Source organism: Pseudoalteromonas sp. NJ631 (genome assembly GCF_000276645.1).
GTDB lineage: Bacteria > Pseudomonadota > Gammaproteobacteria > Enterobacterales > Alteromonadaceae > Pseudoalteromonas > Pseudoalteromonas piscicida.
This window is the reverse complement of the sequence record NZ_AKXJ01000002.1, coordinates 389,332-401,985: the sequence shown is the minus strand read 5'-3', so window position 1 is coordinate 401,985 and position 12,654 is coordinate 389,332. Positions and strand designations below refer to the sequence as shown.

The window sequence follows — 12,654 nt, the reverse complement described above, 5'->3', positions numbered from 1 at the left end:
ATGGCCCCAATGCAACACTTTGGGGCTATTTCATTTCTGAAATGTCCTATCTAACTTTTCGCAGCCAAGCTTAAACAAACGCTGCACATTTTTTAAGTGCTTCTTTGCACCTTCATGATTCATCGAGAAACACACCAGGGCCGCAAGTAAAAAGATAACCGATGGACCGGGCACAATAAAGAAGATCGATGCTAGAATACAAAACACAATACCAGCAAGGTCGTAAATAATTTTCATGTTATTTCCTCCTATACAATATGAGTATAAGGTGTGTGGTAAAATAAACTATTTCCAATTGTAACAAACCATAAAATTCTCAAGTTGATCATTAATCCTTCGTGATACAATTAATTCAAAGCAAGTAAAATATACCGTCATGATCGCAAATATTAGTCAGCAGGATTCTGCAAACGAACTTATCAACCTCTATCAAAGTAAACTAACTGATGCAGGTTTTAGTGGGGACATTGATACGAGTTATGCTACTCGTCTTGTTACGTCAACCGACAATAGTATCTATCAGGAAATCCCTCAAGCAGTATTATTTCCTAGAACAAATCGAGACGTACAACTTGCACTCGAAATCGCCCAACAAGATCCATTTTTGTCTCTCACTTTTGGTCCTAGAGGCGGAGGAACTGGTACGAATGGTCAATCACTTACACCCGGTATCGTGATTGACCTCTCGAGACACATGAGAGAAATTCTTGAGATCAATGAACAAGAAGGCTGGGTTCGAGTTCAGGCGGGTGTGATCAAAGATCAGCTTAATGACTTTCTAAAACCTTACGGCTATTTCTTTTCGCCAGATCTCTCCACCAGTAACCGAGCAACAATAGGTGGTATGGTAAATACTGATGCGTCGGGCCAAGGTTCACTCGTTTATGGCAAAACAAGCGATCATGTTCTTGGGCTTAAAACCTTTTTAGTGGATGGAACAGAGCTAAATACCTCGAAGTTAGCGATCGATAAAGCGGAGCTACTAGCTGAGCAAAACTCAAAGACTTCTCACATTTATGCAAATGTCATCGAGATCTGTCGAAGCAATCGAGCACTTATACTTGAAAAATTTCCAAGACTAAACCGTTTTTTAACGGGTTATGACCTCGAAAATGTATTCGACGATTCACTAACTACTTTTGATTTGTCTCGAATTATTACGGGTTCTGAAGGTTCGCTTGGTGTTGTAACCGAAGCAAAGCTTAATTTAACGCCAATTCAGCCATATAAAACCCTTATAAATATCAAATATGACTCATTTGAATCAGCGCTTAGAAACAGCCCATTCTTGGTTTCCGCTAATGCTACATCGGTCGAAACCGTAGACAGTAAAGTTCTAGGTCTTGCCAAAGAGGACATCATCTGGCATTCAGTATCGGACTTAATTCAAGATGTACCAGGTGTTGAGATGCAAGGTCTTAACATGGTTGAATTTAACGGTGAATCCCAAGATGAAATTTCGTCTAAAGTCGATAGTTTATGTCAACGATTAGATCAGCTTATTGCGAATAAAGAAGCGGGGATTATTGGTTATCAACTTACCAATGATAAAGCGGATATCCTTAAGATCTATGCAATGCGTAAAAAGTCAGTTGGTTTATTGGGTAACGCAAAAGGTAGTAAAAAGCCACTAGCTTTTGCTGAAGATACAGCCGTTCCACCTGAAAACCTTGCTGATTTTATCATTGAATTTAGAGAGTTACTTGATAGTTACCAATTAGATTATGGCATGTTTGGTCATGTTGACGCCGGTGTTTTACATGTCCGTCCAGCACTTGATATGTGCGATCCTGAACAGGAAAAATTACTACGTGTGATCTCTGATAAAGTAGTAGCGTTAACTGCAAAATACCGAGGACTAATGTGGGGTGAGCATGGAAAAGGTTACCGAAGTGAATATGGACCCGAGTTTTTCGGTGAGCAACTATTTAATGAACTTCGTAAAATTAAAAGTTTGTTTGATAAAAATAATCGCTTAAACCCTGGAAAAATTTGTACACCACTGGATTCAAGCGATCAATTAGTGTCAGTCGATGCACAGAAAAGAGCTTGGTTTGATCGTACAATCCCAACTGAAGTAAAAGTAAACTACGAAGCACCAATCAATTGTAATGGTAACGGACTTTGCTTTAACTATGATGACAACTCGCCAATGTGTCCATCGTATAAGGTAACCAAAGATCGTAGAAACTCTCCAAAAGGACGCGCTGGGTTATTTAAAGAGTGGTTACGGCTACAAAGCAATAAAGGGGTAGATTTGATTGCTGCAGAAAAGCAATTAATCAGTCATGAAAATGATACCACTTGGTGGGAGCGCTTTCTCAATACCCGAAAGAAAAACGAATATGACTTTTCCCATGAAGTTAAAGCATCAATGGATGAATGTTTAGCGTGTAAAGCGTGCACAACGGCATGCCCAATCAAAGTGGATGTTCCTACGTTTCGAGCTAAGTTTTTAAACTTTTACTACAGCCGTTACAATCGTCCACTTAAAGACTACTTAGTTGCGAATATAGAGCGTGCACTACCTGCCATGGCTAAGTTTCCAAATTTAGTTAACGCTTTACAAAGTAATCGCATATCAAACTTTTTCGTTGAACGGCTGATCGGCTATATTGACTCGCCTGCGCTAAGTAAGACGCAGCTTAGCAAGTTAGTGCCAAACAAACACTTTTATTCAGAGCAAAGTTTTGAAAAGTTAAGCGACGAAGAACAACAAAGCGTGGTATTTATTGTTCAAGATCCGTTTACTAGTTTCTATGAAGCAGAATTAGTATCGGACTTTGTGCAAGTTATATCAAAGCTTGGGTTTTATCCACTCGTGTTGCCATTCAAACCAAACGGTAAGCCACAACACGTTAAAGGCTTTTTAAAGGAATTTAAATCGACTGCAAAGACTGCCGCACAGTTTTTAAATACTGTGAGTGAATATAATAGGCCTTTAGTTGGGCTCGATGCCTCTTTGGTGATGTGCTATCGCGATGAATATAATGATATTCTCAAAGAGAGCAGGGGAGATTTTAAGGTACAACTAGCGCATGAATGGCTTGCCACTATCGATATCCCAACGGCTGCGACAATCAGTCCATCAAAATTTACGTTGATAAGTCACTGTACTGAAACAACAGCAATGCCTGAATCTAAAAGTGTTTGGCAAGGTATTTTTAATAGGTTGAACTCTAATTTAGAAACGGTTAATACGGGCTGTTGTGGCATGGCGGGAACTTATGGCCACGAAGCGCAAAATCAAGAAAATTCAAGAGCACTTTACGAATCCTCGTGGCAGCATCATATTGATAATGCGGCTCAAGGTGAAGTATTAGTGACCGGCTTCTCTTGTCGATGTCAGGTTAAACGCTTTAGTGGAGAAAAACCAAAACACCCGCTTCAAGCACTTAATAAACTACTAGACTAGTATAGTAGCTAAACGAGCCCAGTTTACTGGGCTTTTTTTATTAATATTTTTAGCCGAAGACAAACTGAGTAAATCCACTTATAGTATGATGTGTTCTTTGGGCATACTGCGCGAACACAAGTCCGTTATTCTCGAGCTACTATAATTTGACGGCTCAATAACATTGATCCAATTAAAGACTCAAAAGCTATATTTACCATCATCTATACAACACCAGTAAACGAGTATTCGATAGTGCAGTCGCTGATAAGTCAATAAGCTATTATTATTGCTTGACCATAATTCTAAAGGGGATTGGGCGTTGTGTTTCGAGCTGCTTAAGTTTATCTATCGACTTATCGGTAAAGGTATGGCCTTTTGGTAGCAATAAAATTCCTTGATTACTGTGAAGCGCTAAACCCAATATCATGCCTGGCTTGAGCTTTTCAGTTGTCAATATATCAACCGAACCGACTTGCTCTTGGCCTAGCTCATTGTTACTTACAGCTTGCTCTAAAATATCAACAACTTCTGGGGAGTAGAAATTTCCTCTATAGGTTCGGATAAGGTCTAGGGCTAAATCAGCTTTCTCTTTATCAGAACCGTTAGCGCTGTATAAATTGTCATAATAATCTCGAGCGACTGCAAGTATCTGTGAGCCCAAAGGAATTTCTTTACCTTTAAGACCTTTAGGGATCCCTTGACCATTAAATTTTTCAAACTGATGATAAATCGCCTCGGATACGTCAGATAAGTGCTGCGCAGGCATCAACATAAGCTGTGCAATGGAAGGATGCGTATAATAAATTTTCTTTTGTGCTTCACTTAGTTTTCTGGGTGGCGATTTATAAATTTCTGGGTCCATAGCAAGTAAACCTACTTCCGCTAAATACCCTGACATCATAGCCGTTTCAGCTACTTCACTAGAAAGTTCTAGCTTCTTAGCTATAATTTTACATAATTTGGCTATGCTCTTCGCTTTTTTACCATCGATAAATGGATTTGCATTCAGAAAATTGTAAAGTAACTCGACGGTAGCCCGATGTTCTTTACGTTCTTTTTGATTAGCTTGCTCTAATTGACTTAATACTTTGCGGATCTGTGCAGTACGTTTTTGTACAAGTCCTTCAAGGTTTTCATTTAATTCTGTTAGTTGCGTATTTTTTTGTACTATCTCTTCATTTAGTCTTTTATTTGTGCTTTTTAACCTGTATTTTTCTGAACATTCTCTCACGGTATGCACGAGTATATCGTTATCCCAAGGTTTTTGAATGTATGCATGGATCCCACTTTCATTAATGGCTTTAATTGTTGAAGCAAGATCAGAGTATCCTGTCAGTAATATCCGTTGCGTATCTGGGCAAATACGCTTTACTTCATGCAAAAATGTGGCGCCATCCATTTCAGGCATCCGCATATCACTTATAACAACTTCAAAAGAGGAGTCGCGGATCAGCGTCAAGGCTTGCTGTGGATCACTACATAGCTCAGCGTGTATTCCATTTTGACGGAATAAGCGATTTAACGACCGTATCACATTAGTCTCATCATCGAGACAAAGCACTCGTATCGCTTCATTTGAAGTCGTTGATTGCTCGCCAAATTCCAAAGTTCAATCTCCTAAATGAATTAATTTAAACTTAGTTCAAAAAGCAAGCCACGACAAGAAACCGATAAAATACGCCTTAAGTCTAATATTACCCTTCAACCTGATTAATAACTTTTTAATATATGCTTAAGAAACAAACTAGTACTGTATAAACTTTAGAGAACTAGGCTAGTAACTATCGCTTAATATTAAATAATTACAGTTTCATTTCCATGTGTCAGTGAATCAAAACTAAGCATATGAATCAATAATTTAGTGTTACATTTTGATGAAAAATGTGGCTCAATTAACGCTTACGTCAACGTTACCAGCTAGAGAAAAATGTTGTTGCCATATTGATTTTATGTGTTAGGTTTATGTTGTTATTGTTAACCAAATACAATAAATGGTTGGAGAACCAAACTATGAAACAACATGTAAAGACCCTTAAATTATCGCAAATGGCTTCGTTCCTCGGAGCCATTTTCTGCGCTAACTCATATGCTTATAATTGTGATGGTTTACCTGAATGGTCACAAAATTCGGCATATAATGGTGGTGCTCAAGTACAAAAATCGCAACAAGCTTTTGAAGCAAAGTGGTGGACTCAGGCTGATCCAGTTACCCATTCCGGACAATGGGATGATTGGAAAAAATTGGGCGACTGTGACAGCGTTGTCACCAACACGCCGCCTACAGTACAAAGCTTACTCCCAGCTGACGGCAGCGCTTTTAACGAAAATGACAGCGTTGCCATTTCTGTAAATGCAACAGATAGCGATGGCCAAGTAACGCAGGTAGAGTTTTTTGTAGGTGGCACGTCTGTTGGTATTGATACCACAGCGACAGGTGATAATTTTTCATTTAACTGGTCAGCAACCGCTGGAACACACGCAATTTCAGTAGTTGCAACAGATGACAAGCAAGCTGTGTCCAACACATTAATAACTAATATTATCGTTAATACGACAGGAAATCAGTTACCTACAGCAAATCTTTCGTTAGGCGGACGTAATGACCTGGTTATTAATCAACCTGTAGACATCGTTCTTGATGGTTCAGATCCAGACGGCTCAATCGCAAAACTAACACTGCTTATTAACGACCAACTCGCATATGAGAGCACAACTGCACCGGCACAGCACACTTGGACACCAACGCAACTGGGCTCCGTAACATTAAAGCTTGTTGTTGAAGATAATACCGGTGCGACAGCAGAGAGTATACTCAATGCAAATGTGGTTGAAACACCGCCAGTAGTAAACAGCTGTGTTCCGCATGGTCTTTATCAGACCCCCAACACATCGCCTAACTACTGTGATATCTATGATGAAAATGGCCGTGAAAAAATGGGGACTGATCACCCTAGACGCGTCATCGGTTACTTTACCAGTTGGAGAACGGGTAAGAATGGTCAACCGAGCTACTTAGTTGATGATATTCCATGGGATAAGATCACCCACATCAATTATGCTTTCGCGCACGTTGATGCCAACAACAAGGTTTCAATAGGCAATCCAACTGCTCCTAACAATGCAGCGACGAATATGACTTGGCCGGGGGTTGCTGGTGCAGAGATGGATCCATCTCTTCCTTATACCGGTCATTTTAACTTGCTGAACAAATTTAAGAAACAGCATCCTGATGTTAAAACCTTGATCTCAGTCGGCGGTTGGGCGGAAACTGGTGGCTACTTCGACGAAACAGGTAAGCGAATTGCCAGCGGCGGTTTCTATACGATGACGACCAATGCAGATGGCAGCGTGAATCACGCGGGTATTGATGCGTTTGTAGCAAGTTCAGTTGAATTTATCCGTAAATACAACTTTGATGGTGTCGATATTGACTATGAATACCCATCTTCTATGAATGACTCTGGTCACCCCGATGATTTTGCGATATCAAACCCGCGTCGAGCAGCATTGAATGCTTCTTATCAAGTATTAATGAAAAAACTGAGAGAAGCATTAGACCAAGCAGGTCAACAAGACAATACTCACTATTTATTAACGATCGCATCACCATCTTCTGGTTACCTTCTACGTGGTATGGAGACATTCCAAGTCACTAAGTATCTAGACTACGTCAATATCATGTCTTATGACTTACACGGAGCGTGGAACCAGCACGTTGGCCATAACGCATCGCTATTCGACACCGGCGAAGATTCCGAGCTTAAACAGTGGAATGTTTACGGCACCAAAGAGTTTGAGGGAATTGGTTACCTTAATACCGATTGGGCAGTCAAATATTTCAGAGGCTCTGTCTCTGCAGGACGCATCAACATAGGTATCCCTTATTATACTCGCGGCTTTAGAGATGTAACAGGTGGTACAAATGGTTTGTGGGGGCAAGCTGCATTACCTAACCAAGCCGATTGTCCTCCGGGAACTGGCAGCGGTGAAAAGAACAAGTGCGGTAATGGTGCAGTGGGTATCGATAACCTGTGGCACGACAAGAACGATGTTGGCTTGGAAGTACCGGCAGGCTCTAACCCGCTTTGGCATGTTAAAAACCTTCAAAATGGCGTGTTAGGAACTTACCTAAGTGATTATGGACTAGATCCAGTTAACAACCCAGAGCATCAGATTAGCGGTACTTATGCACGCCACTATGATTCCGTGGCGGTTGCTCCTTGGCTTTGGAACGCCACCAAGAATGTTTTCTTATCCATTGAAGATGAAGAGTCAATGGCCGCCAAAGTCGACTATGTGATCAACCAAGAACTAGGCGGAATCATGTTCTGGGAGCTTGCTGGTGACTTCGATTATGATGTAAGCAAAAATGAATACTTCATGGGTTCATCGCTAACAAGCTTAGCCTACAACAAGTTTAACCAAAGTGGCACGCCATACTCCGTTAAACAAGGAAATAAGACCTTTGTAAAACCAGCTTCTGCAGTTGATGTCACATTCGTTGCTAAAGATTTCCCAGCTGGAGATGCTAACTATCCAATTGCACCGACTTTTGCCTTTACCAATAACTCAGCGATAGATTTGAGTGGCGCAAAAATTTCGTTTGATGTTCCTGTTGCAACATCGGCAATTTTCAAATCTAACTGGAATGCACAAGAAAAGCTTGGCATGGCAGTGGACGTAAATGGATCGAATGCTGCGGGTAATAATATTGGCGGCTTCGAAAACGAATTCCACCGATTCTCGATCACGCTTGTGAACGAGTGGGGTGGTACGCCTAAGTCTTTTGCTCCCGGCGAAACTATCAATGCTCAAGTCATGTACTACATGCCTATTTCTGGCCCCGTTAACTTTGTGGTTGAGAAAGACGGTAACCGCTATGCATTTTCCAGTGAATATAGCGACTTACCAATCGCAACACCTGGTACAGGGCCTACAGATCCGGTAACTAGCTGTAAAGGTACACCTATCAGTCAAATTGTGGTTTACCCGAACCTACCACAGGGCACGCATGCTGCTCAAGGTGATTTAATTGTTGAAGGAAACGCGGTGTATGAAGCGAAATGGTGGAGCAATAAGCAACCATCAGTTAGCGGCGATTATACCAAGGTTTGCAACTTGTAAATAATAAATGGGGAGCTTTGCTCCCCTTTATAAAAGGCGAATAAGCATGAATAGTTTACACCGTAAATATGCGCTTGGTCTTTTTGGCGCAACCTCAGCTTTGATTTCAAGCGCAGTTTCAGCTCATGGTTTTATGGACTTTCCCAGAGCAAGGCAGGCGATCTGTCAAGCGCAAGGAGGTTATTGGTGGCCGGATGATGGATCAAATATCCCAAACCTAGCATGTCGAGCGGCTTTTTTGGACTCAGGCCATTTTCAGTTTGTGCAAGAGCATGAATTTTCGACCAATACCGCTGACTACAATAATCTAGAGGCAGTAAAAGCGAATATCCCCAATGGTACGCTTTGCTCAGCTGGTGACCCAAACAAAAGTGGCATGAGTGTTGTCTCACCACACTGGCAGCGTACAGTTGTAGAGCCAAACGCTCAAAATAAACTTGCCATTAGCTTTAGGGCGACAACACCTCATAATCCCAGTTTTTGGCAGTTCTTCTTGTCAAAGCCAAATTACGATGGCGATACATCTCCTCTGACTTGGAATGATTTAGAGCTTATTAATGAATTTGGCAATATTGATTTCGTTGTGGATCCTGAAGGTAAACGCTTCTATAAAATGGAAATAGATATACCGCAAGGCCGTGAGGGCAATGCAGTTTTATATACCCGTTGGCAGCGGTTTGATGTCGCTGGAGAGGGATTTTACAATTGCTCTGATATCACAATAACCTCAACAGGCACGCCACCAGAATGGGTGAGCAGCGGCTATTTCTTAAAGCAAGGGCAAGATGCTAAAGCCGGTGATAGCGTGTGGTTTAGGACGTTTGATCAATCTGGGAATGAACTGATTAGCCATAACTTGAATGTAACCTCCACTAATGCGTCAACATGGCAAGCTGAGTTGGCTCTTTACCTTAATAGCAATTACGGAAATAAGGTCAACATTGGTGTTAAGCAACCGGACGGTTCAATTGCGTTTGATGCAAACGCCTTATTAGCAAACGAAGTATTTTTGCCACATGCCGCTTACACCAGCAATCTTAGCGTTGTAAAAGGGGGTGACAACACCGCTCCTACGGTAAATCCAATTTCTAACCAAAGCATCGCAGAAAATAGCCAAGCGACGGTGCATGCTCATGCGTTTGACGACCAAAATGACCCACTAACATTCATTTGGAGTATTCCTGCACCGCTTAGCTTTAGTGGCGAAGGTGACACGATTTCCATCTCAACACCTGAAGTGACGGCTGATCAAACCTTTCAGGCTGAACTTAATGTCACTGATGGCAAAGCAAGCACGGCCGTAAGTTTCTCAATTACCGTTCAAGATAGCACAAATAACCAATACCCAGCTTGGAATAGTACAACTACCTATGTCGCAGGCGACAGAGTAACGCATCAACAGAAAGTGTATGAAGCCAAGTGGTGGACCCAGGGAGAAGAGCCCGGCGCGTCCGATGTTTGGAAAGCAATTTAAAGAAAACCCAAATTAATTGGGTACAACATGTAACTACAATAAGGTTGAAGATATGAAACTTAATAAAATAACCAGCTATATAGGACTTGCCTTACTGAGTGGCGGGGCACTTGCAGCCCCTTCAACGCCAACATTAGATTGGCAGCCACAACAGTATTCGTTCGTTGAAGTTAACGTAGATGGGCTTGGCTCTTACAAGCAACTGGTAAAAGCCAAAGATGTTGTCGATATCAGCATCAAATGGAATGCATGGAGTGGCTCTGGCGGCGATAACTATAAAGTATATTTTGATGATCTCCTCGTAAACCAAGGCACGCTTGCAGCTGGTACTAAAAGTGGGGTAGTACAATTCCCCTACACTAAATCTGGTCGCCATCAGCTTTATTTAGAACTGTGTGAAGGTACAGTATGTGCAAGAAGCGCAGGGAAAGAAATCGTCATTGCCGACACTGACGGTGCACATCTAGCGCCACTTCCTATGAATGTAGATCCGAACAACCGTAATAACGGTACAATACCAGGCCGTGTAACGGGTGCATATTTCGTCGAATGGGGCATATATGGCCGTAATTACGACGTAACTAAGATCCCAGCTCATAACTTATCGCACATTTTATATGGCTTTATTCCGATTTGCGGACCTAACGAATCACTCAAATCCATCGAAAATGGTAATAGTTGGAGAGCGCTTCAAACTGCGTGTGCTGACTCCCAAGATTATGAAGTCGTCATTCACGACCCTTGGGCTGCAGTGCAAAAATCTATGCCAGGGGTGGATGCAAAAGATCCTATTCGCGGTGTATATTCTCAATTAATGGCGCTAAAACAGCGTTATCCAGACCTTAAAATACTGCCTTCAGTCGGTGGATGGACGCTATCTGACCCATTCCATGGCTTTACAAACAAAGCAAACCGCGACACTTTCGTGGCCTCTGTAAAACAATTTCTTAAAACGTGGAAGTTTTATGACGGTGTAGATATCGACTGGGAATTCCCAGGTGGTGATGGTCCAAACCCAGATTTAGGCGACCCAATTAACGACGGTCCAGCATATGTGGCGCTAATGCAAGAACTTCGTGCAATGCTAGATGAGTTAGAAGCTGAAACCGGACGTCAATATGAGCTCACTTCTGCAATAGGTGCGGGTTATGACAAGATTGAAGATGTAGATTACCAAGCTGCTCAACAGTATATGGATTATATCTTTGCGATGACCTATGACTTCTATGGTGCTTGGAACAATGAAACGGGTCATCAAACCGGTATCTATTGTGGCTCTCATCTCAGCACAGACGAATGTAACGGTACAGGCGTTGACGACAATGGAGTGCCACGTAAAGGCCCAGCATATACTGGCGACCATGCAATTCAGTTGTTACTTCAACAAGGTGTGCAGCCCTCTAAGCTCGTTATGGGCGTTGCAATGTACGGCCGCGGCTGGGAAGGTGTGCTAGATGCAAATGCAGCCATTCCAGGTAATCCGATGACGGCGCCGGGTAATGGCCCATTGACAGGTTCTACAAGTGAAGGTGTTTGGGAGCCGGGCATTATGGATTACAAGGCTATTGCAGCAAACGCTGTAGGCCAAGGTGGTTCAGGCGTTAATGGTTATGAAGTAGGCTACGATGAGCAAGCACAAGCAGCATATGTTTGGAACAGAAGTAACGGTAAACTCATCACTTACGATAGCCCACGCAGCGTTATCGCAAAAGGCCAGTATGCAAACACTCATCAACTAGCTGGTTTATTTGGTTGGGAAATTGACGCTGATAATGGCGACATTCTAAATGCAATGTATGATGGTCTTACAGCAGGTGAAATCCCTAATCGCGCTCCTACTATCGGGGTTTCTGGACCAATCAATGTGACCTCAGGTCAGGTTGTGAATGTCGATGCGCATGCAAGCGATTTAGACAATGATCCATTAACCTATTCATGGGTTGCTGCGCCTGGTTTGGCTTTGTCTGCTAACAACACCGCAGCTGTGGCTGTAACTGCTCCTTCAGTCGCTCAACAGACAAGTTACGACTTGACTGTAACGGTCAATGATGGGGCGTTATCAACAACCAAAACAATCGTTGTTGTTGTAAACCCAGAAGGTGCAAATGCAGCGCCGGTCGTTACACCGGTTTCAGACATTGCGGTTAACGAAGGGGCTTCGGCTACTGTCAATGTATCAGCAACTGACCCAGAAGGCGCGGCGCTTAGCTATAACTGGAGTGCACCAGCCGAGCTAAGCGTAGTAGCAAATGGTAGCTCAGCGACTATTACTGCTGCAAATGTCACAGCCGACACAACCGTCCCGGTAACTGTTACCGTATCAGACGGCGTTAACGCTGTTGATACAACATTTAATGTCACGATTAAAGACGGTGGCGCCCAATATCCTACTTGGGATCGATCAACAGTTTATGTCGGTGGTGACCGAGTAATTCATAACAGCAATGTCTTTGAAGCAAAATGGTGGACTCAAGGTGAAGAACCTGGAACCGCAGATGTATGGAAGGCAGTAACTAACTAATCTAACCATCCCCAATTAATGAGCTTGCCAGTCAAGCTCATTTTTTATTCACATAAACATAAAGTTACCCATTATCTGCCTTTTATCAGCAATTTCTTCTTTCTTTTTCTGCTTGGTCTTTCATAATGACATAATGAA

6 protein-coding genes are annotated in these 12,654 nt (G+C 42.3%); 4 read left to right on the top strand and 2 right to left on the bottom strand.

Translation table 11 applies throughout. The features are described 5' to 3' along the window. Nucleotides 1–30: 30 nt before the first annotated feature. Nucleotides 31–237: a hypothetical protein gene (locus tag A587_RS0106240; protein WP_017216872.1), complete on the bottom strand. Its 207-nt coding sequence runs from the start codon at nt 235–237 to the stop codon at nt 31–33. Nucleotides 238–376: 139 nt separating this feature from the next. Between A587_RS0106240 and ydiJ the strand changes: the two genes are divergently transcribed. After that, nucleotides 377–3,415, top strand: a complete 3,039-nt coding sequence (gene ydiJ / locus A587_RS0106235; RefSeq protein ID WP_017216871.1) for a D-2-hydroxyglutarate dehydrogenase YdiJ — start codon at nt 377–379, stop codon at nt 3,413–3,415. Nucleotides 3,416–3,680: 265 nt separating this feature from the next. Here the strand turns inward: ydiJ and A587_RS0106230 are convergent, their stop codons facing one another. Further along, nucleotides 3,681–5,003 carry an HD domain-containing phosphohydrolase gene (locus A587_RS0106230; RefSeq protein ID WP_017216870.1) on the bottom strand — a complete coding sequence of 441 codons (1,323 nt, stop codon included), beginning with the start codon at nt 5,001–5,003 and terminating at the stop codon, nt 3,681–3,683. A 404-nt stretch (nt 5,004–5,407) separates the two neighbouring features. On the opposite strand from A587_RS0106230, the gene A587_RS0106225 reads away from it, so the two are divergent. Genes A587_RS0106225 through A587_RS0106215 form a run of 3 tightly spaced genes read left to right on the top strand, consistent with a single transcriptional unit; the run spans nt 5,408 to nt 12,516 of the window. Next, a complete protein-coding gene (locus A587_RS0106225; RefSeq protein ID WP_017216869.1) occupies nt 5,408–8,521 on the top strand; it encodes a glycosyl hydrolase family 18 protein in 3,114 nt (1,037 codons plus the stop codon). Between the two features lie 46 nt (nt 8,522–8,567). After that, nucleotides 8,568–9,995, top strand: coding sequence for a lytic polysaccharide monooxygenase (locus A587_RS0106220; RefSeq protein WP_017216868.1), 1,428 nt, complete (start codon nt 8,568–8,570; stop codon nt 9,993–9,995). Nucleotides 9,996–10,047: 52 nt separating this feature from the next. Next, nucleotides 10,048–12,516 (top strand): glycosyl hydrolase family 18 protein, encoded by a 2,469-nt coding sequence (locus A587_RS0106215; RefSeq protein WP_017216867.1) that lies wholly within the window; start codon nt 10,048–10,050, stop codon nt 12,514–12,516. Nucleotides 12,517–12,654 lie beyond the last annotated feature (138 nt).

Excerpts from the sequence above, each read along its gene's own strand:
- A587_RS0106225 (WP_017216869.1), top strand. The coding sequence starts at position 5,408 with ATGAAACAACATGTAAAGACCCTTAAATTATCGCAAATGGCTTCGTTC.
- A587_RS0106240 (WP_017216872.1), bottom strand. The coding sequence starts at position 237 with ATGAAAATTATTTACGACCTTGCTGGTATTGTGTTTTGTATTCTAGCA.
- A587_RS0106220 (WP_017216868.1), top strand. The coding sequence starts at position 8,568 with ATGAATAGTTTACACCGTAAATATGCGCTTGGTCTTTTTGGCGCAACC.
- ydiJ (WP_017216871.1), top strand. The coding sequence starts at position 377 with ATGATCGCAAATATTAGTCAGCAGGATTCTGCAAACGAACTTATCAAC.
- A587_RS0106215 (WP_017216867.1), top strand. The coding sequence starts at position 10,048 with ATGAAACTTAATAAAATAACCAGCTATATAGGACTTGCCTTACTGAGT.